Genomic DNA, 22,312 nt, shown 5'->3' on the forward strand with positions numbered 1-22,312 from the left:
CGGTGATGCCTCAACGTTGGGTGGTGGAGCGCTCATTTGCTTGGCTTGAGAAATGCCGACGGTTATGGAAGAACTGCGAGCGGAAACTCAATACCAGCTTGCAGTTCATCCATTTAGCCTTCCTCGTTCTGCTGCTCAAAAGATCGTGAACAGGCTCTTAGAACCTGTTCATAGTCTGCTGCGCTTCGGCGATACGGCGTTAAAAACAAGCTCAAAATGCTCATGTACCACTTGTACATTCCGCTTTTTCGCTTGTTTTCGCCTTGTCTCGCCCTAGCTCGCGAGACTTTGAATAGGCTCTTAGAACCTGTTCACGATCTGCTGCGCCGCGGCGATACGGCGTTGAAACCATCTTCGAAATGCTCATGTACCGTATATGTACATTCCGCTTTCTCAGCCGTTTTCGCCTTGTCTCTCCCTTGCTCGCGAGATCGTAAACAGGCTCTTAAAGTCAACTGCAGGGACCCCTGACGCGCCGTATGGCGGCGTCGGGGTTTTTGTTTATGGGGGGAGCCGGCGGCTTTCCATTTACCGGGCCGGCGTCTGGAGAAAATGCTCAACGATGCGTTCGGTTTCGCCGGACTGTTTCATTGCCAGCAAGGCCGCGCTCAGCTTGCCGGCCAGAGAGGCAGGGTCCAGCCGCTGCGGGTAGTTGTCCGGGCTCAGCGGCTGGTCGGCGCGGTAATCCGGGTTGGGCAGCGCGCGGTAAAAGCGCGAATGCTTGGAAAAGCCCATATGCATGGCTTGCCAGGGCTCCAGCGACGGGTGCAGCGTCAGCCCGGCCGGCCGCAGCCGCTCCCAGTAGAAGCGCAGCGTGAGTTCGTCGTAGATGTAGAAATCCGCCTTGCCGGCGCTGATCAGGCGGAAGGCGCGTTCGACGTCCAGCTCCGGCACTTGCAGCACCTTGATGCGCGCTTGCCACGGCGGGGGAATCAGGTCCGGGTTGCCCAGGCTGCGCAGCTCCACGCTATTGTTCAGTTCGGCGTAGCCGCGTAGGGGCGGGTGTTTGGCGCGGGTAATGATGACGTGACGCTCGCGCAGGCCGTTGGCCACGAACAGGACGATGGGTTCGCGCTCCGCGCTATAGGTGTAGCCGGGGTAGAAATCCACCTCGCCTTGCGTCAGCGCTTGCAGTACCCGCTTTTTTGGCAGGCGCACCACTTTCAGCGCGCAGCCGATGCGCTGGCAGGCGCGGCTGTACAGGGCTTTATAGATGCCCTCGTCGCTCTCGTCCTCGATATAGGGACGCCGCTCATTGGTGCGGTAGCCCATCACCAGCTCGGGCTCGCGCGCCCGCGCCGGGAAGGCCTGGGCCGCGATGGCGGCGATGATGAGGCAGAGCGCTAGACGCATGACGGTCCCTCCTGTAGTTCGTTTTCAGCTTATGTCATTTCCATCGCCTGCGCGCGGTGGAGACAAATGTATGATAGAAATAGATAGGTTCCCGAAAAATTCATCGCTTTTTCAAATGTATGTCCGCTTGCACAATGCTGACCGCAGCCATGTGGCTGGAAACCGGTCTTGGAGACGCGGCGATGAGCACTAGACGACATTTCCTGGGCACAAGCCTGTTGACGGCGGGCAGCGTGATGGCCGCCCGCGCTTGGAGCGCGGAGCCGAGCGCGGCCGGCTACCGCATGCCGGACGAGGGCGAAGGCCACGCCGCCACCTGGATGGCCTTCGGTCCCAGCCTGGAGGTGTGGGGCACGGGCCTGCTGCCGGTGGTGCGGCGGGATCTGGCGCGAGTGGCCCAGGCCATCGCCGCCCACGAGCCGGTGCGCATGCTGACGCGCGCCGAGGATATGGCGCTGGCGGCCAAGCTGTGCGGACCCAAGGTGGAACTGGTGGAGCAGCCGCTGGACGATCTGTGGATACGCGACAGCGGCCCGGTCTTCGTCAAGGGCGAAGGCGGGGCGCCGGCGGCGGTGGATTTCAACTTCAACGGCTGGGGCGGCAAGCAGGCGCATCGTCGAGATGCCAAAGTGGCCGCCGCGGTGGCGGCCAAGAGCGGCGCGCCGGCCGTGAGAACCTCATTGGTGCTGGAGGGCGGCGGCATCGAAGTGGACGGCGAGGGCACGGCCATCATTACGGAGAGCTGCGTGCTCAACCCCAATCGCAACCCCGGCTGGAGCAAGGCGCGCTGCGAGCGCGAACTGCGCCGGCTGCTGGGCGTGAACAAGGTGATCTGGCTGCCCGGCATCGCCGGCCGCGACATCACCGACGGCCATACCGATTTCTACGCCCGTTTCGCCCGCCCCGGCGTAGTGGTGGCCGGCCTGGACACGGATCCGCAGTCCTACGATTACGCGGTGACCCGTCGCCACCTGACCTTGCTGCGCCAGGCGCGCGACGCGCGCGGCCGCCAGCTGGAGGTGGTGGTCCTGCCGGGACCCGAGCGGGTGCGGCCCGAGTACGAGGGCCATGAGATGGCGGCCGGCTACATCAATTTCTATGTCTGCAACGGCGCGGTGATCGCGCCGGAGTTCGGCGACGCCAAGGCCGACCGCAACGCGGGCGCGGCGCTGCGCGAGTTGTTCCCGCAGCGAGAGGTGGTGCAGTTGAACATCGACGGCATCGCGGCTGGCGGCGGCGGCATTCATTGCGCCACCCAACAACAACCGGCCTGAGAACCTGTCTATGCTCTTGCGAGCAAGGGCGAGACAAGGCGAAAACGGCTGAAAAAGCGGAATGTACAAGTGGTATATGAGCATTTCGAAGCCGCCACGCCTTATCTCTCCCTTCTTGCTTGCGGGACGTTGAACAGGTTCTCAGCTCGCGGGATCGTAAACATGTTCTAATCGGGCGGCGTAGCAGGCAACATCGCCTCCACGCCGGCCCAGGCCGGAAACCAGGAGGACATATCCGGATGGATAGAGGCAGTAAAAGCGGCGGGCCGAAGGCGGGCGAGTGGGAAGACCAGGCAACGGGCGCGCTTGGCCGCCTGCCGTCGCTGCGGCTGCTGACCGGTTTCGAAACCGCCGCGCGCCTGGGCAGCGTCTCCCGCGCCGCTGAAGCGCTGAACCTGTCGCAGTCCGCGGTCAGCCACCAGATTCAACAGTTGGAAGCCTTTGTCGGCCAGCCCTTGTTCCAGCGCGTGGGTCGCGGCATCGAACTGACCTTTGCCGGCGAAATGCTGCAGCAGAGCGTGCGCCGCGCGTTGGACACGCTGCGTCGCGGCTTGGACCGCATCGCGGTCTACACGGACCCGGGCCTGGTGGTGTTGGTGGGGCCGGCTTTTTTGCTGCACGGCTGGCTGCAGGGGCGCTTGGACCGCCTGCGCGCAGCCCACCCCGACATCGTGCCGCTGTTGTCCACCGACGAAGAGCCGGGCCAGGCCGATGAGATCGACGTCGACATCGTCATCGGCCGGCAGCCGCTGGCGATGGCCGGCTGGGAAGACGCGGCCTGGCTGCGCGAGGATTGGCGTTTCGTCGCCGCGCCGGCCTTGGCGGAACGGCTGGCGGCGCTGCCGGCCGAGCGTCATCCGCAGCTGGCGCGTTTGATCTGCCTGGAAAAAGCGAGCATGCCGGAGGCGGCTGCCGCCGCGATGCAGTCCATGCTGCCGCGCTTCGGCATCGCCGCCGCCTACGATGCGCCGCAGCTGGCGCTGGACGCGGCCTTGCGCGGCCACGGCATCGCTTGCCTGCCGTCGATGGCCTTGGAAGAAGCGCTGGCAGAAGGCCGGCTGCGCGAACTGGCCGGCTACCCGCGCCAGCCGGGCGCGCAATGGTGGTTGTCCCGGCCGCGGGACGCGCTGCGCAGCGCGGCGATGGCGCGTATGTTCGATTGGCTGCGGGAAGAGGGCGCCGCCGGCGAGTGAAGCGGTTTGGCGGCGGCGCCGCATGACAGCGGCCGCCGCTTGTCTGTTCTTGATCTGCGGCGCGTTGCGAGGCGTCATACGATCAGGGCCGCTTCGACATGCTTATCCGCTTATCGATCACTCCGCTTTTTCGCTGGTTTTCAACGCCGTAGCTCCGACGCGCAGCGGATCGTAAACAGGTTCTCAGGACGTCACCGCCTCCAGCTTGGCCGCGGCCAACTGCAAACGTTGTTGCAGGGGTTCCAGCAAAGCCCACAGCGCCTTGCCGCGCAGTTGCGCGTTTTCCGTGTGGCGCAGCATCAGCAGCAGCGCGCTCAGCGCCTCGCAGCATTGGCGCAGCTCGTCGGCGATGTCGTCGTAGTGTTCGCAGCAGCGGGACAGATAGGCCAGCTCAAGGTCGATGGCGGCGAGGGCGGGGTTGTCGCTGCGCTGCGCGTGCAATTGCTGGACGGTCTTGATCAGGCGGGCGGGCGGTTTGGCCGGCGGCGGTTTGGCGAATCGGGCGAGGAGGTTGCGTATCGGCATGGCTGCTCCTAAAGGGGGCCAGCGGGCGCGGTCGGCGCTCCGGCCGGGGCTGGACCGGCGGGATTCGCGCTTTCCAGAGGGCGGGCTTAGAATGCACGAATCGTGTCGGCGCCTGGTTTGGCCTTGACGCAAGCGCGACCTGGCGGATGGCCGCCGGGCCTTGGCCGGCTCAGCCTTGACGGCGTCGGCCGCTTTTTGTCATCGGCATGGAAACATCTGACCACGATTGAGGTTAATTGCAAATGCGAGCGTGGTCCGTCATGCGGGAAAATAAATATATTCAATAAAGTCAATGCATTGCATGGACCGCGAATGTTGTTTTTCCGTCTATCAGCTTGGTCCGTTGTTGAATCTGAGGGGGTGGGTAGTGGAATCTCTTGGCAAACGACTGAGGTTTATCCGCGATACGGTGCTGAAAGAAGCGCGCGATGTCACCGCGCAGAAACTGGGCATCTCGCTGGTGTCGCTGCAGAACTACGAAGGCGGCACGCGCAAACCGTCCGCCGTGCTGGTGGCCAAGTTTTCGCGTTTGACCGGCGTGCGGGCGGATTGGCTGCTGTTCGGTGAGGGCGAGGCCTTGCCGGGCGAGGCCGGTCCGCGGGCCGGCGAGACGGTGGAGCGCTATGCGCCGCAGGGCGCGCATGTGGAGGTGCCGTGTTACGGCGCCGGCGCGGCCTTGCCGCTGGCGCAGGGCTGGTTGGCGTCCCGGCTCAAGCTGCCGGCCGAGCAACTGGCGGTGGTGGCGGTGGCCGGCGACGCGATGGCCGGCGTGTTGAACGACGGCGATCTGGCCCTGGTCAACCGGGCGGAAACGCAGCCGGGCAGCGGCTTGTACGCGCTGGAGCTGGACGGCGAGGTGGTGGTGCGCCGGGCGCAGAGGCTGCCGGGCGGCAAGCTGGGGCTGTCCAGCGCCAATGAGGCTTATCCGCCGTTCGAGGTGGACTTGGCCGCGCCGCCGGCGGATTTCTCGGTGTTGGGACGGGTGGTGTGGCTGGGGCGGCAGGTGTAGCGCTCACCCCATCATCTTTTGCCACCACCAGCGCCAGCGCGCCATCGGCTTGCCGTCGGCGTTCAGCGGCCGGCCGTCGTCGGCGAAGCGTTCCGGCGGCCCCAGCGGTTTGCCCTCGATGAAGTTCTGCCGTTCCGCCAGCGCGCCGTTGGGGTGGTAGCGCTGTTGCAGGCCGTGCTTGAGGCCATTGCGGTACACCGCCAGCTCCGCCGGCCGGCCGTTGGGAAACAGGGTGCGGGTTTCGCCGTGCGGCAGGCCGTGGCGGTAATGGGCCTGGCGTTGCAGCGTGCCCTCCGGCGACCAATACTGCGCGGCGCCGTGCAGCTGGCCGCGCTGGTAATGCAGCTGGGCGGAGGGCTGGCCGCCGGGGTGCAGCAGGGTGGCTGGGCCGTGCAGCTGGCCGTCCTGGTAGTGGAAGCGCGCCAGCGGCGCGCCGGCCTGCTCGATGCGCGCCGGGCCTTGCAGCTTGCCGTCGGCCAGTTGGCCGACGAAGCGCTGCTGGTCTTGCTGGAGGTCTATCGGTTCCGCCATCGCATCAGTTCTGCTGGATCAGCCCGCCCTTGAGGGTGAGCATGCCGCCGCCGTCCACGGTCTGGCTGGCGCTGGCCTTATTGGTCAGCGACACCCCGGCGTCGTTGGTCAGGGTGGTGCCGGCTTTATTGGTCAGCTCGGTGCCCGCCTGGTTGATGAGCCCGGTGCCGGCCTTGTTGGTCAGGCTGGTGCCGGCCTGGGCGGTGTAGGCGGCGTCGCTCTTGGCGCTGAAGGCGCCGCCGCTTTGCAGGGTGAGGGTGCCGCTGACCTTGATGGTGAGGTTGCCGTCCACGGTCAGCGTGTAGTTGCCGCTGACCTTGTGTTCGTGATTGCCGCCGGTGCTGTGGCTCTGGTCGCCCTCCACCTTGACCGTGCGCTTGCCCTTGACGTTAAGGGTTTCATTGCCGGTTTTCACTTCCACGGTGCGGTTGCCCTTGTCCACGCTGAGGCTGTCGTTGCCCTCGGTGACGCTGCGCTTGCGCTCGTTCTTCACCACCAGGGTTTCGTCGTGGCCCACATCGGCGGCTGCGTCGTTGAGCACTTTCACGGTGTAGTTCTTCTGGGCCTGGAAGAACACTTCCTCCTTGTCCTTGCTGTCGTCGAAGCGCAATTCGTTGAAGCCGCCGCCGCCTTTTGTCGAGTTGGTCTTGAGGCCGGACTGCGCCTGCTTGGCCGGCAGTTCGTAGGGCAGCGCGTTGTCGCCGTTGTAGACGCAGCCGCTGACTAGCGGCTTGTCCGGGTCGCCGTCGATGAAGCTGACAATCACTTCCTGGCCGATGCGCGGGATGAACTGCATGCCAAAGCCCTTGCCGCTCCACGGCTGCATCACCCGCAGCCAGCAGGAGCTGGATTCGTCGTCCTTGCCGTCGCGGTCCCAGGGGAATTGCACTTTGACGCGGCCGTATTTATCGGTCCAGATCTCCTCGCCGGCCTTGCCCACCACCTTGGCCACCTGCGGGTGCATCACCGGCTTGGGGGTGAGCCGCGGCGGGCGGTAGGGGGTGGTCTTGGGAATGGCGGCGAAGCGGTTGCGGTAATGCTGCTGGCCGGCCTCGTGGCTGACGCGGGTTATTACCCAGGCGATATTGCAGGCCGGGTCCGGGTGGCCGCTCAGGGTGAAGCAGTGGCCGGGAATCAGCCAGCGACAATCGCTGTCGCCCACCAGCTCCACTTCCTCGGCGCGCAGGCCGTCGCTGCGCTGCTTGGCCAGCGCGTCGCCGTCGGCCTTCTTGGCGTAGCCGCCCGGGTATTGGTAGAGATTGGGCAGGTCTGACTTGGCCAGCGCCTGCGCGTACAGCGAGGCGCTGGCGGTGGTGAATTCGTAATCGCCGGCGCGGTAGCCGCCGGCCACCGCCTGGCGGCTGATGCCGGCGCTGCGCACGCCTTCCAGCTCGCGCCCGCCCAGGTCCTGGCCCAGGTAGGGGATCTTGGCGCTATTGGGGCAGTCCGGGAAATGGCTGTTGCCGTCCGCCAGCACCAGGGTGTGCTTGCCGTCGGCGTGGGTGAAGAACCAGAAGATGCCGGCGTCTTCCAGCAGCCGCATCACAAAATTGAGATCGCTTTCGCCAAACTGCACGCAGTACTCGCGCTTGGGGTAGGTGGCGTCCAGCTTCAGTTGGTAGTCGCTGAAGCCGTGGCCGGCGAACACCGCTTTCACAATGTCCGGCACGCTCTGGTTCTGGAAGATGCGGTTGTTGCCGGCCAGGCTCAGCCACCACAGCCAGGGCCGCAGTGTCACGCTGTAGCGGTCCGCGGTGGCGTCGCCCGGCAGCTGGCGAATCGCTGCGCACAGGCCGTCTACGGGCCGGGTCTTATCGTCGCGGCGCAGGCTCAGCGTCAGGTGGGAGGCCACCGCCTTGTCCAGCGTCAGCGCGCTGTCGCTGAAGCCGGCCAGGGTGAAGCTGCCCAGCGCGTTCAGCGCCTCGTCGCCGGAGAGGCTGTCCGGGTACAGCGCTTTCAGCGCCGGGGCGCTGAGCGAGAGCGGGGTGGTTTTGTCGGAGGGGCGGGGCATGGTGGTTCTCAAATATTGGAAAATAGAGAATGGGCGGCGCGGCGGGATTGACTATTCTCCTGCCTGGGCGTTTTTGGCCGCAAGATGGCCAATAGGGTGGCTTGCCGCTGGCAAGGCCGGCTTGAAGTGGTGAATGGGGTGCGGTGTTTCATTGTTTTGCCTCTGACCTGGCTCGGGGGTTGGCGCGCATCGATGCTTGCGATTGCCGCGTCATACGATATAGGCGGTTTCTAATTTGGATTCGGGAATGACGTACAGGTCTTCGTGCCCCCATATCGAGTCCGGCGCGTCCAGCCCGTCGTACATCCTGACCCATTGCGATAATAAAGGGTAAATGTCGTCGTCTTTCTTCATTTCGCACACTAGCAGGTTGGGGTCGTAAAACTGGACTCTGCCCTTCCAGGGAAAGTAGACGCCCAGCGCATGGCCGCTGCCTTTGGAACTGGCGATGATGTAGAGCTTGTATTTGCCTGACCATGGGGTTTTGTCTTTTATGTTTTCCGCGGAGTTTTGTCCGCGCATATTGACGGTTTTCTCCGCTATCGACGCCAGTATTCTGGTGTTGCCGTTATTCAGCTGTTCAAAGTGTAATTGGGTGGCCTGTTGCTGCGGGCTTAATAGCGATTCGCTGAGCCCGGTGCCGCTTTTCAAATTGCCGCTCAAGACGCGAAACCAGGTCAGTACCTGACCGGTGCAGCTGCTGTTGGCATTGCCGGGAAACTTGCCGTCGCCTTCTATCGATGTGATATTCACCAAGCTCTTCAGCAATTCAAATCTCAATCTAAGACTCATCGCTATGCTCCTCAAAGGTGGGCTTGCTTCGTATTGCCTTATCGAATAATTAGCCAAGCCAATAGCGTGGTAATGGGGGCATGGTTTATAAACGAGCAGACTGAGGTTGATCCAGCCTGGGGAAGACCGTGAAATGAATGATGTAGCAAGGTAGTGCCTGATCCGCGTTGGCAATGCAGTATTCGTCGGAATCGAATATTTTTTTATCAAAGAAGAGGGTGGTAAGCGATGCGCCTGGCTGGCCTGTTTTCAGGCCGATATTGGAGTGTGCGCTTGGGGCAGTGCTGGGTGGCGTTTGCCCCGATGTGACCATTCTATTGATGAGCGTTGGGCTGCCGCTTTGGCTGGAAACTTGATCATTGTTATTGATGTGTCTGAATTCATCAGGGGCTATTGTTGACCGCGAGATACCCAGCAGGACTTTGCTGATGAGCAGTCTGCGTGTTGGAATCTGGTCTATATCTCGGATCGGATCGTGGACTTTGCAGTGTGTGGGGCAAACCAGAATGCTTCCACAGCAAGGGCAGGGCGAATAGGTGGCCGCTTTGTAGAAGATATCGGTGAAGTAAGAGCCTCTACCCAAGGCCCCAAATCCTTTTGGTTTAAATTTTAGAGGGGTAAACCCTGAGTGGTATTTTGAAAGGTCGTTGCGAAATCCATTGTTGGCAATTTCGTCAATAATCGGACTCTTGTGCCCTGAGAAGAGATAGTATTCATTCATTGCCGCGTCAGCCGCGCCAAATGGTCCGCTCAGTGTAGTGTCTTTAAACTTTAGATGGGCGGGGGCTTGGTGAAATTCGTTGGGTCTTAGCTGGATTTCTCTTTTTATTTCCCTGGCTCTGGCTTGGTAGTCAGCCTGGAATTTTACATTTTCTATTTGCTCAATTTTCCATATCCATACTATAGGGGTCTTATTGATAGGGGCAGGGGTGGTGAGCTGTGATCGCTGGCGGTAGGCGGCGAAAATCAGCTCAAACGCGTTGAGTGGAAAAGCTTTAGGGGAGAATAGGGCCTGCATGATAGGTCTGTTTTCGTGCAGGATATCCGGGATGTACAAGTAATTCTCTGTGCTGTGCATGCAGTATTTCATGATTTGCGTGATGAGAGCCTGGTCAGTCACGGTGATTTTGGGCATCTCTCTCTCCTTGATGAATGCCGCGCATACAGTTTTGGGTGTTTCGGAATGGGGCGAGCATCGGTTGCGCCTCGTTGCGCACTGCTCCGGCTTTGCCTAGTCTTGCCTAGATCGGTTCTCTTATTCTGTGCCGGGACGCTGAGCGAGAGCGGGCTGGTTTTGTCGGAGGGGCGGGGCATGGGGGTTCTCGCGGCAGCGGCGCTCAGCTGAGGACGTCGAAGACGATGGGACGATGGTCCGGGCCGCTCATGTCGAACGCGTCCGCCCAGCCGCTGATGTCGAAAGGCGCGACTTTGACGTCGACCGAGGCCAGCACCCAATCCAGGATGCCGCCTTTGGCGTGGGTGGCCTGTCCTTGCCAGCATTCATAGGCGACGCCCGGGGTGTCCAGTTCCTCTACACGGGTGTAGTCCAGGTTCAGATCGCCGGTGGCCACCCAGTGCCCGCCCAGGCTGGTGCAGTCCCGCAGCTGGCTCTTGGTCAACCCGCCCTGGCCGGATTTGAAGTGAGCCAGAAACAGAAAGCCGGTGTAGCCGTTGACGGCTTCGGCCCAAACCGCGATCAGGTCCCGGTTCAGGCCTTTCAAGTGCCCCTGGCTGACAACTTCGAGATGCGGCCCTTTTCTGGTCATCACCATGTAGCCGTTGGAGTGGCCGCCGGCAAAGGCGTGGACATCATAGTTTTGATACACGCCGCGTAAATAACCGTAATAGTCGTCCAGCCTGGCGGAGTGCACTTCGCACAGAAACACCACGTCAACGTCCCAGTTGTCGTTGGAACAGCATTGGTGGATGAAGGTCTCGACCTGTGCCTTTTTATCCAGCGGCGAGGATTCGCCATTTTTTTCCAGATTGAAGCTGGCTACGCGCATCTTTGCTCCTTGGCCGATCTAATTTAACGCTGCGGTGTTAGTGCTGCTTTTCTTGGTCCCCGTTTTGCGCTTTGGAGTAGGTGCTGAAGGTGCACATGGATAAAGTGTCCCAGATGATTTTAATCAGGGAGGTGCAGCAATTGTCATCGCTCTGATAATAAGACAGCAGGTCAAAATCGATATCGAATAAGTCGAATTCGTCAAACTGACTTTTCCCGGTTCTGGAGATTCTATTGGGAGCGTAGCCCAGCAAATCACCATTAAGCAGGCCTTGTTCGCTGAGTTGCGCCAGGGTGTTTTTCTGGATGTTAAAGGCCAGCTTGCTCACCGAGGTGGGCGAATGGCAGCAGCAGATGCAAGCGCATAAGGGCAGAGTGCAGCCGGTGGTCAGCGGCCTATCCCGCGCGTCGGTGAGGCCGGCCTCAAGCACCGCCGCCACCACCTCCGCACAGTTGCCCAGGTTTTTCCCATTATTCTCTGTCATGAATTGGATCATTCTGTCTTGATCCAAGCCCAGCGCAGTCGGCGTTTTTTTTAATAGCGGCTTGTGCGAGACGGCCTTTTCATCGCCATGGCTGCCACCAATATGAATGGAAACTTCATCGCTGTGGCGCATGGTCATGCTGGGGGGAGGCACCGCATCCATGCTTTGATGGCTTGGCGGCGGCCTGCCGCTGGCGATTGTTGGCGTGATGCTAATTTCCGGCGGCTTGCTTCTTAGAATGTGCGCCACTTCATTCTTGCTGGGGATGTAAATCACATGCCGGACCCTGATGCCCTTGCCTCGGGTATTGGTCCAAAACCGGGTGATCTCATCCTTGGTGGTTCTGAGATGCATTTTTTGATGGCCGGCGGAGTATTGAAACTGATAGACCTCATGGTTTTGAGTGGTAATGGAAATGAGGCTGTGGTCTTGGCAGTCCCCATTCTTGCAACTGCAAAACATGGTGCCCGAGCCACCACTGAGGGTCATAACGGTAATCATGCGGCCTCCCTGTGTTTGCTTCCAATGTGTTGATACTCTGCCGGGTGCTGCTTAAACCATCACATCGGTTCTAAATTTACTCTGCTAATTTGCTAGCTAGGGTAGAAGAGCTTTGTCCAGCGTCAGCGCGCGTCGCTGAAGCCGGCCAGGGTGAAACTGACCAGCGCGTTCAGCGCCTCGTCGCCGGACAGACTGTCTGGGTACAGCGTTTTCAGCGCGGAGGCGCTGAGCGAGAGAGGGGTGGTTTTGTCGGAGGGGCGGGGCATGGGGGTTTAATGGATTGCGTTCATTGGCACTGCTCAATGTCAGCGCGGTGGCGCTATCACCGTTGAGAGCCAGGCTGCCCAGCTCGTTCAACGCCTTGTCCCCCGAAAGCGTCTGGGGATAAAGATCCGTCAGGGCGGAGGCGCGGAGGGAGAGGCCGGTATTGGTGTCAGTGGGGCGGGGCATCAAGAATTTCGCTCAGCTAATGGAGAGTTCAAATAGCAGATGTCGGTTATCTTTTGAGAGATTCTTAGAGCTCGGTTGGGCTATTTGTTCCAAGGTAAGCCACTATGAGGTTCACCGTCTCGCTTGTTGCATCCGCCGCATAATGGGCGGAGGTTCGGGATAGCTGTTTCAGCTGCACTTTGTATTTCAAAATCACTTTTCGAGCTTAAGAGTAGCGAAAATATGAATATTCCATTTTCATTTAGTTGATATTTGTCTAGTGCAGAGTTTGATAGCCCTAGTAAGCCAAACTTTTTAGCCTTGTATCCAGTGGCACCATCATTGGTCAAGCCTGCGTAGCGAAAAAGTTTTAAAGTTGCACCCCAAAGATTTTTTTCTGGAAGCTGATCTTTGCCAATGGTTTTTGAGCGCTGATGGTCAATTTCTATTTGCTCTTTCTCAAGTATGACTCCGCAATGCCGACAGGCGTAGAGATCATTGGAGTTCACGGTTTCAACTGAATTGGTCTGCCAGTTCCATCTTTGTCTTGAGGTAATAGTGGGTTTATATATTTGTTGCCATGCTGGCAGGTCAATTATGTTTCTGTAGTTGCTGCGAGACAATGTGGTCGTTAAGCTATCTAGAATGCCTGCTTGACGTTGTAACTCATTCCAGTCGGGTATTGAAACAGATTTGCCACTTTGTTGCTCATAAGCTCCAAAATGCTGTATTCCACCAACTTGGAATCCAAAGCTCTGATGGGTGATGGGAGAGGTTACAGTCTTTATGGTTAAGGAAGGAATTTCCGTTTTTTGTCCACTTTCACTGATGTAGTAGATTTTGTGTGCTTTGGCGAAGTTGCAGGAAGCATATTTGTTCTGATTGATTGTGTTTAGTGCATTAAGCATTTTCGCGCTCCTTTTGTATGTCTATTTTTGCATTCGTTCGGCTAGGGAAACTTTGCGTTTTCTATTTGAATGCGTAGTTACTCCAACACCCACTCCGCCAACTTCCCCGTCACCTGCGCCATCAATACATTCTCGATATCCCGAGCGCCGGCAGAGCTACATTTAGCCAATACCGCTTTCACAATGGCCGGGTCGAAGTCGAATTGTTTCCCTGTCGCCGCCTTATAGCGGGCTTGTAGTTTTTCCAGTTTGTTGATCACGATGTTTTCCAATGTGCGTTCCGCCAGCGGCGGGTAGGGCACCACGGTCATGCGGGCGAGAAAGGCGGGGCGGAAGGTTTGCAACAGCGTTTTGCGCAGGCGTTCGTCGAACTGCTGGGTGGCGAGCTGCTCGCCTGGAGTGGTTTGTAATAGCTCGGCCCCCACATTGCTGGTGGCCAGGATGATGGTGTTGTTGAAGTCCACCACCAGGCCGGTGCCGTCTTCCATGACGCCCTTGTCGAACACGTTGTAGAAGGCTTCCAGCACGTCCGGGTGGGCTTTCTCGATTTCGTCCAGCAGCACCACGCTGTAGGGCTTGCGCCGCACCGCCTCGGTCAGCACGCCGCCCTGGCCGTAGCCGACATAGCCGGGCGGCGCGCCCTTGAGTTGGCTGACGCTATGGGCTTCCTGGTATTCCGCCAGGTTGACCACGATCAGATTGCGTTCGCCGCCGTAGAGCGCGTCGGCCAGCGCGTAGGCGGTTTCGGTCTTGCCCACGCCGGTGGGACCCAGCAAGAGGAAGACGCCCACCGGTTTGCCGGGGTCGGTGAGGCCGGCGCGGTAGGCCTGGATGCGTTGGGCGATCTTGCCCAGCGCGGCCGGCTGGCCGATCACGCGCTGGCCCATGCGCTGGGCCAGGGTGCGGATGGCGTAGGCTTCGTCGGCCAGCATCTTGCCCACCGGTATGCCGGTCCAGCCGGCGATGACGGCGGCCACCGCCTTGGAGTCCACATGTTCCGGCACCAGCGGGTCGTCCTGGCGCAGCGCGTCCAGGCCGGCTTCCAGCCGCGCCAGTTGTTCCGCCAGCCGCAGCGCCGGGTCCGCGGCTTCGTCCTCGTCGGCGGTCGCGGTCCCGTCTTCGGCTTCTTCCAGCAACAGCGGCGGTTCGCCGGCGGGCAGCTCGGGTTCGTTGGCCAGGAAGTCCATCAGCTGCTGGCGGGTGCGCAGGATTTCGCGCACCGCGCGCAATTCGTCCTGCCAGCGCACGGTCAGTTCGCGCATGGCTTGCAGCTGGCGCGCGCTGTCTTGGCGCAGCGCGGAGATGCGGGCGGCGTGGTCCAGGCCGGTGGCCTGTTCGTTCAGCAGCCGCTCCAGTTCCTCGTCCAGCATGGCCTGGCGGTGGCGCAGGTTTTCCAGCTGCGGCGGCTGGTCGTGCTGGGCCAGCGCCACGCGGGCGCAGGCGGTGTCCAGCACGCTGATGGCCTTGTCCGGCAGCTGGCGGCCGGAGATGTAGCGGTGGGACAGCTTGACCGCGTCGTGGATGGCGGCGTCCAGGATGCGCACGCCGTGGTGTTGTTCCAGCCGGGCGGCGACGCCGCGCAGCATGGCCACGGCGCTGTCTTCGTCCGGCTCTTCCACTTGCACCGGCTGGAAGCGCCGCGCCAGCGCCGGGTCGCGTTCGAAGTATTTCTTGTATTCCTGCCAGGTGGTGGCGGCCACGGTGCGCAGTTCGCCGCGCGCCAGCGCCGGCTTGAGCAGGTTGGCGGCGTCGCTGTGGCCCTCGGCCGCGCCGGCGCCCACTAGGGTGTGGGCTTCGTCGATGAACAGGATGATGGGCCGGGCGGCGGCGCGGATGTCGTCCATCACGCTTTGCAGCCTTTGTTCGAATTCGCCCTTGAGCCCGGCGCCGGCTTGCAGCAGGCCCAGGTCCAGCGCCAGCAGGCCGACGCCGGCCAGCGCCGGCGGCACTTCCTCGTGGGCGATGCGCAGCGCCAGGCCTTCCGCCACTGCGGTTTTGCCCACGCCGGGCGCGCCCACCAGGATGGGGTTGTTCTGGCGGCGGCGCAGCAGGATGTCCAGGCATTGGCGGATTTCGCCGTCGCGGCCGACGATGGGGTCGATGCGGCCGGCGCGGGCGTCGGCCACCAGGTCGTGGGTGAAGCGCGCCAGCGCGCCGGCCGGTTCCGCCGCGGCGGCGGACGGGGCTTCGCGCGAGGCGGCGGCCCAGGCGTCCAGTTGTTCGCTCAGGGGCTGGCGCGGCGCGCGCAGCAGGCAGGGCGCGCCGATCAGCAGCAGATTGCGCAGTTCGTCGCGCTCCAGCAGGGTGAGCAGCAGCAGGCCGGAGCGGATGCTGGCCTGCTGGCGCAGCGTGGCCAGCAGCAGCGCTTCCTTGAGCCAGGCCACGGTGTGGCTGGAGAAGGCCGGGGCGCGGGTTTCGCCGCGCTTGAACTGGTCCAGGCTGCGGCGCAGCTCCGCGCTCAGTTGGTCCGTGCTCAGGCCCAGCTTGGGCAGCAGCAGCGGCAGGTCGCCGTTGGGCAGCTCCAGCAGCTCCAGCAGCACGTGTTCGATTTCCACGTAGTAGTGGCTTTGCTGCAGGCAGCGTTGGGCGGCCAGCTCCAGCGCCTTGCGGCAGCTGGGGTTGAGGCGGGCCACCAGTTCGGACAGTTCGGCGCTCATGCCGGCTCCTCGCCGGCCGGGGGCGGCCGTTGCAGCCGGGTGTCCAGCCGCCGCGCTCCGCCGGGGCCGCCCAGCCAGCTGTCCCAGCTCAGCCGCGGCGCGGCGCGGGCTTGCAGCTTGAGCGCGGCGGCCGGCGCTTGCCACAGCAGGCTGAGCTGGATGTCCAGGTCCGGACCGAAGTAGAACTCCGCCAGCGCGGCCAGCGCGCGGTGGCGTTCGCCGCCGGGCAGGAAGGCGCGGTAGCCGGCCGGGTCCAGCGGGCCCACGGTCAGGCGGATGCCGGCGTGTTCGTCCCAGGCGCGGCGGCCGGCCAGCGCTCCCTGGCCCAGCGCGGCGTTGAGGCCATTGGGGCCGATGCTGGTGCGGCTGGCCGGCGGGATCTCGCGCCAGCCGCCGGCGTAGGGGCTGGCTTGCACCGGCGCGGCCAGGTGGCGGCTGGCCAAGGCGGCGAAGCCGGCCAGCGAGCGGCGGCGGTCCGCCAGCAGGGCGGCGCGGGCCAGCAGCGCGGCGTCCGGCACCGCCTGGCGTTGTTGCAGGCCGGCGGGCAGCAGGCCGCACAGGCTGAGCAGCAGCGGCCGCGCCGGGCTGAGCCGCGGCGCGGCGAAGTTGGGCGCCAGCCGGTATTTGCGCTGGGCGCGGTAGAGCAGGGCCAGCAACCGGTGCTGGAACAGTTGCAGGAATTCCGCCGGTGCGTGGTCTTTGTCCTGGCGGCGTTGTTGCAGCCATTCCTGGTAGGCGTAGGGCAGCGGGCCGTCCGGGCCGCCCAGGCCGAAGGATTCGACATCGAGCGCCGGCTGGCCGTCCCGCGCGTCGCCGCCCAGCGCGCCCGGTTCCAGCGCGCTCAGTTCGCTGGCGGCGAAGGCGGGCAGTAGCGGGCCGCGCAGCCGCAGCGCCTCGCGCGCCGGGTCCGCGCCCTGGCCCAGCGGCGCGGCCTGCGGCGTCAGCCGTTCCAGCAGCATCACCGCCTGGGCGAATTCAAAGCCCTGCGGCCGCGTCAGCAGCCGCTCGGCTACAGAACCAGGCTGGGGCCGGGCGGCGGCTGCCATGTCTGGATCTCCTGTTGCTGGTGGACGAGTCGAGTGCGCACGAAGCGGTTGGCGTGGGCGTAGAGGGCGAAGAAGTGGGCGAGCACGGCGGCGAACAGCACGCGGCTGCCGCCGGCGAAGCAGGCCGGGTCCAGCTCCAGCGTCAGCAGCAGGCCGTTGCGCCAGCCGCGCCAGGCGTCGGCGCCGACGTGGTCGACGATGCGTTCGCTGCCGAGCGCGACGATGCCTTCGATCTGGCGGCGCGCGGCCGGCTGTTCGCCCAGATTATGCAGCGCCAGCATTTCGCGCAGCGCGGCCAGCGCCTGCGGGCCTTCGCTCAGCGACAGGTGGTTGAGGCTGAGCTGGGACACCAGTTTCCAGCGCGAGGCGCCGTCCAGCGCGGCTTCGGTTTGCGGCCGCGGCGGGCGCAACAGCCGCGCCTGGCCCACCGGGCCGGGCAGTTCGAACATCAGCGGCGCGCCGGCCGGCAGTTGCTCGGCCAGGTGGCGGTTGGTGCACAGCAGCTCGGCGGTGAGGCTGAGCTCGCTGGCGGCCAGCGGGTCGAAATCGGCGTCCACCAGGGTGAGCAGCATGTCGCTGCCGGGGCGCAGGCGGTTGAGGCCGCGCACACGGCGCGCGTGCCAGTAGCGGCCGTCGCCGCCCTCGCCGTGGCTGCAGGCGAAGTAGGGGGCGATGCGGCGCGCGCCGTCCGGGCCGGCGGCGCGCAGCTGGCGGATGGAGTGGATTTCCACGCTCTGGTCGCGGTGGGCGTCCGCCACCAGCAGGTATTCACTGCGGCTGCCGTCCGGGCGCAGCGGCTCCGAGGTGTGCGGAAACAGATTGATTACCGGCGCGCAGCCCAGCGCGATGTCGCCGTGCTGGATGCCCAGGCGGCCAACTGGCGCACGTTCGAAGGCGATGACGATTTCCAGCTGCCGCTCCGCCTGGCGCGGCAGGCTGAGCGGCAGGTCGAAGAAGGCGAATTTTTCCGGGCAGGCGAAGTATTCCGCCAGCAGCGCGTGCGCCGGGTGCACGCCATCCTCGGCCGGCAGCAGCGCTTCGTCGGCGCCGAAGCCGCAGGCGCGCGGCAGCGCGCCGGGGCGGATGGAGGGCGCGAGGCCGGGCCGCTCCGGCAGCCGGCAGCTGATTTGCAGGCTGTGGGCGGACAGCAGGTCGTAGAGCGCGGCGGCGTTGAGCGGGGAGCCGGCCAGGTGGATGCGCAGGCTGTTCAGCGGCAGCGCGCCTAGCGGTTCCGGCCCCAGTTTTTCCAGCCGCAGCACCAGAGCGGCGCGCGCCTGGGCCAGGCCGCTGGCGGCCTGGGCTTCGTCCTCGGTCAGCAGGCTGGCGGCGGCGAGCCGCAGCGGCCACAGGGTGACGGCGGCGCTGGTGCGGAAACGCAGGCTGTCGCCGGCGGTGGTGGCCACGAACAGCGGGGTGCCGCGCTCGATGCGGTAGCCGGCGTCCAGCTTGCCCTTGTCCGGGTCCGGCTCGAAGCGGGCGATGGCGCAGGAAGGCATGGGCCGCAGCGCGTGCGGGTAGAGCTGCTCCAGCAGCGCGTCGGTGAGTTCGGAGTAGTCGTCGTCCAGCCGGCGTTGCAGGCGAGCGCAGAGCAGGGCGAAGCCTTCCAGCAGCCGTTCCACTTGCGGGTCCGGGCATTCGCCGTCGCTCAGTTGCAGGCGGTGGGCCACCTTGGGGTAGCGTTGGGCGAATTCGCCGCCGGCGTGGCGCAGGTAGGCGAGTTCGCGTTGGTAGTAGTCCAGCAGGCGCGGGTCCAGCGATTCCATCAGCCGGCGTCCTCGCAGGCGGTGAGCCGCGCGCCGGACGGGTCCAGCTCGGCGACGAAGGCGGCCGGCCAGCGGCTGCCCTCGGCCTGGAGTTCTCCGTCTATGCGCACGCTGAGAAGCAGGCCGCGGCCCGGCACGGTGTCCACGCTGACGCGCGGCGCGGCCAGCCGGGGTTCGAAGCTGCGTATCGCCTGGCGGATCTCGCGAGCCAGGCGCTGGCGGTCTTCGGCGCGTTCAGGGTGCAGCGCGCTCCAGTCCGCCACGCCGTAGTCGATGACGCTGAGTTCGGGCAGGTAGGGCTGTTCGGCGCGGCGGCTGGACAGCAGCCGCGCCAGTTCCGCCCGCACCGATTCCTGCAGCCGGCGGCGGTCCACCCGCCGCAGCGGCTCGGCCTCCAGCCGCTGCCGCGGTTCGGCGTCGGCCAGGAGTTCGAACAGACCCGGGCGGAACTGGGCGGGCTGGCGCATGGTTTACTTGGAGTACTTGTTGGCGGCCAGGTCCCACACCGCGGCGGCGTTGCCGTCCTTGGCGCCGGTGTCTTTCTGGGTGGTCAGCTCCCACTTGATCTTGGTGAAGTTGAGCGAGAGGTTTTCCACCGGCTTGCCGCCGGTGCCGCCGCTGACGCTGACATTGGACAGGATGGCGTTGGTCAGGGTGTAGACGATGTAGGGCAGCACCTTGCCGCTGCTGTCCGCCGCGTTGCGGCCTATGGTGATCTTGACCTCGGGGATGTTCTTGCCCTGGCAGCAGTAGGCGTTGAGTTCCGGCGTGGATTTGTCGGTGAACTTGGTCAGGCTGAATTCGCCGATATGCGGCTTGCCGGAGGTGCGTTCGGTGTTGCTGACGTCGTTGGTCACCTGCATGGCCACGTTGTGGCTGTAGGACAGCACTTCGATCTTGTCGGTGTAGCCTTCCAGCTTGCACTCGCCCTTGATGTCGCTGCCCAGGTCCAGAATGATGGCGTCCATTGCTATGTGTTCTCCGTGTTATCAGACGTATAGGGCCCGCCGCGCGGCGGGCCCTCGGTGTGGCGTCAGGCGGCGGCCGGCGGCGGCAGCTCCGCCACCAGGCGGATGGACGCGGTCAGTTCTTCCAGCTGGAAGTGCGGGCGCAGGAAGACGGTGGCGCGGTAGGCGCCGGGCTTGCCCGGCACTTCGGTCACGTCCACCCGCGCTTCGCGCAGCGGGTACTGGGCCTTCACTTCCTGCGGCGCGTTGTCGTTGACCAGCACGTAGTCCGCTATCCAGTTGTTCAGATAGGTTTCCACGTTGTCGCGGGTCAGGAAGCTGCCGATCTTGTCGCGCATGATCACCTTGATGTAGTGGGCGAAGCGCGAGGCGGCCAGCACATAGGGCAGCATCGCGGAGATGCGGGCGTTGGCGTTGGCGGCGTTGGTGTTGTAGACCTTGGGCTGGTTGGCGCTCTGGCCGCCGAAGAACACCGCCAGATCGGTGTTTTTCTTGTGACACAGCGCGATGAAGCCCAGGCCGTCCAGTTCTTTCTCGCGGCGGTCGGTGATGGCGATCTCGGTGGGGCATTTGAGCGCGATGTCGCCGGAAACGGTGCCGAAGGTGTGGGCCGGCAGGCCTTCCACCGCGCCGCCGCCTTCCACGCCGCGGATGGCCGCGCACCAGCCGTATTTGGCGAAGGCGTCGGTGATGCGCTGGCCCAGCGCGTAGGCGGCGTTGCCCCACAGGTATTTGCCGTGGTCGGTGCCGTTGACGTCTTCCACGTAGTTCATGCCTTCGGTGGGCTTGGTGTCCGGGCCGTAGGGCAGGCGCAGCAGGATGTGCGGCAGCACCAGGCTGACGTAGCGGGAGTCTTCACTGGCGCGGAAGGAGCGCCACTTGATCAGCTCGGCGCTTTCAAAGGCCTTGGACAGGTCGCGCGGCACCGCTAGTTCGGTGAAGCTGCTCATGTCGAACAGGCGCGGACTGGCGGCGGAGATCAGCGGCGCGTGCGCGGCGGCGGCCACATTGGACAGTTTCTCCAGCAGCGCCACGTCCTGCGGATGGCGGCCAAACTCGTAATCGCCGATCAGCAGGCTGATGGGGTGGCCGCCGAAGGTGCCGTATTCTTCCTCGTAAATCTTCTTGAACAGCGCGCTCTGGTCGAATTCCACCGCCTTTTCCAGGTCGTTCTGCAGCTCGTCCTTGGTGGCGTTGAGCAGGCGCAGCTTCAGGCGGCTGCTGGTTTCGGTGTTCATCACCAGGAAGTGCAGGCCGCGCCAGGAGGCTTCCATCTTCTGCACGTCCGGGTGGTGCAGGATGTTGTTGAGCTGCTTGCTCAGCAATTGGTCGATGATGGCGATGCGGTGGTTGATCATGGCCACGGTGTCTTTGTCGATGGCCATGCCTTCGTCCAACACCTGGGTGGCGAATTCGGACAGCAGGTCCTTGGCGTACTCCTGCTGGATGTCGTCGTGGGCCATGCGGCCTTCCTGGATGATGCGGTCCAGCAGCGACAGCGAGGCGGCGTCGCCGCTGGGCGCTTCGGCTTGGGTCTTAGCCATGAGATGTCTCCGGTATCAGGGGGTCGGGCGGGGCGTCAGGCGGCCGGCGGCGCGTCCGGCGCCGGCGCGGCTTCCGCGGCGGCCGGGGCTTCCGGGCGGGCGCTCTTGATCTTTTGCAGTTCCTCGGTGTTGGCCACCACGTCCTGCAAGAGCTTGTCCAATTCGTCGTTGCCGTCCAGCTTGGTCAGCAGGTCGCGCAGTTTTTGGCGCGCCTCGTACAGCCGGCGCAGCGGGGTGACTTGCTTGACGATGTTGACCGGGTCGAAGTCGTCGAAGTGATTGAACTTCAGCTCCACGTTGAGCTTGCTGCCGTCGTCGGACAGCGCGTTGTCCACTTGGGCGGTGACGCGCGGCGTCAGCGAGGCCAGCACGGCGTTGAAGTTGTCGCGGTCTATCTCCACGAAGCGGCGCTCGCTCAGCTTGGGCAGCGGCTGCTCCTGCTTGCCGGCCAGGTCCGCCATGATGCCTACCACTAGCGGCAGCTCCCGTTTTTCCAGGGCGTTGCCGATTTCCACGTCATACGTGATTTGCACGCGCGGCGGACGAATCCGGTCCAGCTTGTGCTGTGTGCTCTCTGCCATAACAGACCTCGATCGGTTGGGAAGCTAACGACGCCGGCGGCGGGCCGCGTATCCGATCCGCTTTGGCGTGATTGCATGATTGTCAGACCATTGTTGCCCGGCCGGGCCTGGTCGCTCTTTTCCATTGAAGCCGGCTAAAGCCGCTGCATGGAAGTCCTTTTTGCTGACAAATGCTTGCAAATTGCATTTTTCAATGACCATGGCTTAACAATTCCTATAGAACTGTCGGCGTTTTTTTGCCAATATTATTTGCAATGGATAACGGCGTTGGGGTGATGCGGATGCGCAACGGGTATCTGGCCGGGCTGTTCTGCTGTTTGGCGCTGGGCGTGGGGGGCTGCTCGTCGCTGGGCTTCGGCCCTTCGGTCAAATTGCAGACGGCCACGCTGGACGTGGTCAGCATGGCCAACGACGACACGCCGCTGGCGGTGGATTTCGTCGCGGTTAAGGACCCGGAGCTGCACAAGCTGTTGCTGGGGCTGCCGGCGGCCAAGTGGTTTGAACAGCGCGAGCAGTTGCTGCGCGACTACCCGGCGGATCTCAAGGTGTGGGAGCTGGAGCTGGTGCCGGGCCAGCACCTGGAAACCGAGGATGTGCCGATACGCGGCGAATCCGCGGCCGGCCTGCTGGTGTACGCCGGCTACACCGGGCCGGGCATGCACCGGCTGAGCCTGGATACGCGCAAGAAGGTCTGGCTGCGTTTTGAAAGCAAGAATATGCGGCTGATGGAGCCGTAG

Annotated in this window: 22 protein-coding genes; 5 read left to right on the top strand and 17 right to left on the bottom strand. The window is 63.6% G+C overall.

The features are described 5' to 3' along the window. Positions 1-149, top strand: a 149-nt coding sequence (locus B0T39_RS04510) for a transposase (protein ID WP_141111082.1), incomplete at its 5' end; no start/stop codon positions are given. A gap of 379 nt (positions 150-528) precedes the next feature. Here B0T39_RS04510 and B0T39_RS04515 read toward each other — a convergent pair. Next, entirely contained in the window at positions 529-1,353 is an 825-nt protein-coding gene (locus B0T39_RS04515; protein ID WP_081545000.1) for a substrate-binding periplasmic protein, read from the bottom strand. Between the two features lie 182 nt (positions 1,354-1,535). Between B0T39_RS04515 and B0T39_RS04520 the strand changes: the two genes are divergently transcribed. Together B0T39_RS04520 and B0T39_RS04525 are read left to right on the top strand one after the other, a co-directional pair. Further along, positions 1,536-2,627: an agmatine deiminase family protein gene (locus tag B0T39_RS04520; RefSeq protein WP_081545001.1), complete on the top strand. Its 1,092-nt coding sequence runs from the start codon at positions 1,536-1,538 to the stop codon at positions 2,625-2,627. Positions 2,628-2,866: 239 nt separating this feature from the next. Continuing rightward, positions 2,867-3,820 (top strand): LysR family transcriptional regulator, encoded by a 954-nt coding sequence (locus tag B0T39_RS04525; RefSeq protein WP_081545002.1) that lies wholly within the window; start codon positions 2,867-2,869, stop codon positions 3,818-3,820. A gap of 183 nt (positions 3,821-4,003) precedes the next feature. On the opposite strand, the gene B0T39_RS04530 is transcribed toward B0T39_RS04525, so the two are convergent. Continuing rightward, positions 4,004-4,345: a hypothetical protein gene (locus B0T39_RS04530; RefSeq protein WP_043590140.1), complete on the bottom strand. Its 342-nt coding sequence runs from the start codon at positions 4,343-4,345 to the stop codon at positions 4,004-4,006. A 367-nt stretch (positions 4,346-4,712) separates the two neighbouring features. Here B0T39_RS04530 and B0T39_RS04535 point away from each other — a divergent pair, with 367 nt between their 5' ends. Further along, positions 4,713-5,354 carry a S24 family peptidase gene (locus B0T39_RS04535; RefSeq protein WP_176219481.1) on the top strand — a complete coding sequence of 214 codons (642 nt, stop codon included), beginning with the start codon at positions 4,713-4,715 and terminating at the stop codon, positions 5,352-5,354. A gap of 3 nt (positions 5,355-5,357) precedes the next feature. On the opposite strand, the gene B0T39_RS04540 is transcribed toward B0T39_RS04535, so the two are convergent. The 15 genes from B0T39_RS04540 to tssB form a co-directional block, all read right to left on the bottom strand. Beyond that, a complete protein-coding gene (locus tag B0T39_RS04540) occupies positions 5,358-5,885 on the bottom strand; it encodes a toxin-antitoxin system YwqK family antitoxin (protein WP_081545004.1) in 528 nt (175 codons plus the stop codon). A gap of 4 nt (positions 5,886-5,889) precedes the next feature. After that, positions 5,890-7,896: a type VI secretion system Vgr family protein gene (locus tag B0T39_RS04545; RefSeq protein ID WP_081545005.1), complete on the bottom strand. Its 2,007-nt coding sequence runs from the start codon at positions 7,894-7,896 to the stop codon at positions 5,890-5,892. Positions 7,897-8,106: 210 nt separating this feature from the next. After that, complete coding sequence (locus B0T39_RS04550) at positions 8,107-8,688, bottom strand: hypothetical protein (RefSeq protein WP_141111083.1); 582 nt, start codon at positions 8,686-8,688, stop codon at positions 8,107-8,109. Between the two features lie 85 nt (positions 8,689-8,773). Beyond that, entirely contained in the window at positions 8,774-9,823 is a 1,050-nt protein-coding gene (locus B0T39_RS04555; protein WP_081545007.1) for a hypothetical protein, read from the bottom strand. A 202-nt stretch (positions 9,824-10,025) separates the two neighbouring features. Continuing rightward, positions 10,026-10,694, bottom strand: a complete 669-nt coding sequence (locus B0T39_RS04560) for an endonuclease/exonuclease/phosphatase family protein (RefSeq protein ID WP_081545008.1) — start codon at positions 10,692-10,694, stop codon at positions 10,026-10,028. A 37-nt stretch (positions 10,695-10,731) separates the two neighbouring features. Beyond that, complete coding sequence (locus B0T39_RS04565) at positions 10,732-11,679, bottom strand: hypothetical protein (RefSeq protein ID WP_141111084.1); 948 nt, start codon at positions 11,677-11,679, stop codon at positions 10,732-10,734. Positions 11,680-11,801: 122 nt separating this feature from the next. Then, positions 11,802-11,945, bottom strand: coding sequence for a hypothetical protein (locus B0T39_RS25560; protein ID WP_176219482.1), 144 nt, complete (start codon positions 11,943-11,945; stop codon positions 11,802-11,804). Between the two features lie 264 nt (positions 11,946-12,209). Beyond that, positions 12,210-13,016 (bottom strand): hypothetical protein, encoded by an 807-nt coding sequence (locus tag B0T39_RS24815; RefSeq protein WP_141111085.1) that lies wholly within the window; start codon positions 13,014-13,016, stop codon positions 12,210-12,212. Between the two features lie 77 nt (positions 13,017-13,093). Beyond that, on the bottom strand, positions 13,094-15,673 hold the full coding sequence (gene tssH / locus B0T39_RS04570; RefSeq protein ID WP_081545010.1) for a type VI secretion system ATPase TssH: 2,580 nt from the start codon (positions 15,671-15,673) through the stop codon (positions 13,094-13,096). Beyond that, complete coding sequence (gene tssG / locus B0T39_RS04575; protein WP_081545011.1) at positions 15,670-16,719, bottom strand: type VI secretion system baseplate subunit TssG; 1,050 nt, start codon at positions 16,717-16,719, stop codon at positions 15,670-15,672. Before tssG ends, tssH begins: the two co-directional genes overlap by 4 nt. After that, on the bottom strand, positions 16,683-18,482 hold the full coding sequence (tssF, locus tag B0T39_RS04580; protein WP_217806196.1) for a type VI secretion system baseplate subunit TssF: 1,800 nt from the start codon (positions 18,480-18,482) through the stop codon (positions 16,683-16,685). The genes tssG and tssF overlap by 37 nt, the downstream gene beginning before the upstream one ends. Beyond that, a complete protein-coding gene (gene tssE, locus B0T39_RS04585) occupies positions 18,482-18,949 on the bottom strand; it encodes a type VI secretion system baseplate subunit TssE (protein WP_081545013.1) in 468 nt (155 codons plus the stop codon). Before tssE ends, tssF begins: the two co-directional genes overlap by 1 nt. A gap of 3 nt (positions 18,950-18,952) precedes the next feature. After that, on the bottom strand, positions 18,953-19,450 hold the full coding sequence (locus tag B0T39_RS04590; RefSeq protein ID WP_048409970.1) for an Hcp family type VI secretion system effector: 498 nt from the start codon (positions 19,448-19,450) through the stop codon (positions 18,953-18,955). A 65-nt stretch (positions 19,451-19,515) separates the two neighbouring features. Next, on the bottom strand, positions 19,516-20,994 hold the full coding sequence (gene tssC, locus B0T39_RS04595) for a type VI secretion system contractile sheath large subunit (protein WP_081545014.1): 1,479 nt from the start codon (positions 20,992-20,994) through the stop codon (positions 19,516-19,518). A 35-nt stretch (positions 20,995-21,029) separates the two neighbouring features. Beyond that, the gene (tssB, locus tag B0T39_RS04600) at positions 21,030-21,575 is read right to left on the bottom strand and encodes a type VI secretion system contractile sheath small subunit (protein WP_081545015.1); all 546 of its coding nucleotides are present in this window, start codon (positions 21,573-21,575) and stop codon (positions 21,030-21,032) included. A 275-nt stretch (positions 21,576-21,850) separates the two neighbouring features. Between tssB and B0T39_RS04605 the strand changes: the two genes are divergently transcribed. Further along, positions 21,851-22,312 carry a type VI secretion protein gene (locus tag B0T39_RS04605; RefSeq protein ID WP_141111086.1) on the top strand — a complete coding sequence of 154 codons (462 nt, stop codon included), beginning with the start codon at positions 21,851-21,853 and terminating at the stop codon, positions 22,310-22,312.

The organism is Chromobacterium haemolyticum (genome assembly GCF_002081825.1).
Classification (GTDB): domain Bacteria; phylum Pseudomonadota; class Gammaproteobacteria; order Burkholderiales; family Chromobacteriaceae; genus Chromobacterium; species Chromobacterium fluminis.

Coding starts and splice junctions, on each gene's coding strand:
- B0T39_RS04555 (WP_081545007.1), bottom strand. CDS start 9,823: ATGCCCAAAATCACCGTGACTGACCAGGCTCTCATCACGCAAATCATG.
- B0T39_RS04605 (WP_141111086.1), top strand. CDS start 21,851: ATGCGGATGCGCAACGGGTATCTGGCCGGGCTGTTCTGCTGTTTGGCG.
- tssH (WP_081545010.1), bottom strand. CDS start 15,673: ATGAGCGCCGAACTGTCCGAACTGGTGGCCCGCCTCAACCCCAGCTGC.
- tssG (WP_081545011.1), bottom strand. CDS start 16,719: ATGGCAGCCGCCGCCCGGCCCCAGCCTGGTTCTGTAGCCGAGCGGCTG.
- B0T39_RS04540 (WP_081545004.1), bottom strand. CDS start 5,885: ATGGCGGAACCGATAGACCTCCAGCAAGACCAGCAGCGCTTCGTCGGC.
- B0T39_RS04560 (WP_081545008.1), bottom strand. CDS start 10,694: ATGCGCGTAGCCAGCTTCAATCTGGAAAAAAATGGCGAATCCTCGCCG.
- B0T39_RS04565 (WP_141111084.1), bottom strand. CDS start 11,679: ATGATTACCGTTATGACCCTCAGTGGTGGCTCGGGCACCATGTTTTGC.
- B0T39_RS04515 (WP_081545000.1), bottom strand. CDS start 1,353: ATGCGTCTAGCGCTCTGCCTCATCATCGCCGCCATCGCGGCCCAGGCC.
- tssF (WP_217806196.1), bottom strand. CDS start 18,482: ATGGAATCGCTGGACCCGCGCCTGCTGGACTACTACCAACGCGAACTC.
- tssE (WP_081545013.1), bottom strand. CDS start 18,949: ATGCGCCAGCCCGCCCAGTTCCGCCCGGGTCTGTTCGAACTCCTGGCC.
- B0T39_RS04545 (WP_081545005.1), bottom strand. CDS start 7,896: ATGCCCCGCCCCTCCGACAAAACCACCCCGCTCTCGCTCAGCGCCCCG.
- B0T39_RS24815 (WP_141111085.1), bottom strand. CDS start 13,016: ATGCTTAATGCACTAAACACAATCAATCAGAACAAATATGCTTCCTGC.
- B0T39_RS04590 (WP_048409970.1), bottom strand. CDS start 19,450: ATGGACGCCATCATTCTGGACCTGGGCAGCGACATCAAGGGCGAGTGC.
- B0T39_RS04520 (WP_081545001.1), top strand. CDS start 1,536: ATGAGCACTAGACGACATTTCCTGGGCACAAGCCTGTTGACGGCGGGC.
- B0T39_RS04525 (WP_081545002.1), top strand. CDS start 2,867: ATGGATAGAGGCAGTAAAAGCGGCGGGCCGAAGGCGGGCGAGTGGGAA.
- tssC (WP_081545014.1), bottom strand. CDS start 20,994: ATGGCTAAGACCCAAGCCGAAGCGCCCAGCGGCGACGCCGCCTCGCTG.
- B0T39_RS04550 (WP_141111083.1), bottom strand. CDS start 8,688: ATGAGTCTTAGATTGAGATTTGAATTGCTGAAGAGCTTGGTGAATATC.
- B0T39_RS04530 (WP_043590140.1), bottom strand. CDS start 4,345: ATGCCGATACGCAACCTCCTCGCCCGATTCGCCAAACCGCCGCCGGCC.
- B0T39_RS25560 (WP_176219482.1), bottom strand. CDS start 11,945: ATGCCCCGCCCCTCCGACAAAACCACCCCTCTCTCGCTCAGCGCCTCC.
- tssB (WP_081545015.1), bottom strand. CDS start 21,575: ATGGCAGAGAGCACACAGCACAAGCTGGACCGGATTCGTCCGCCGCGC.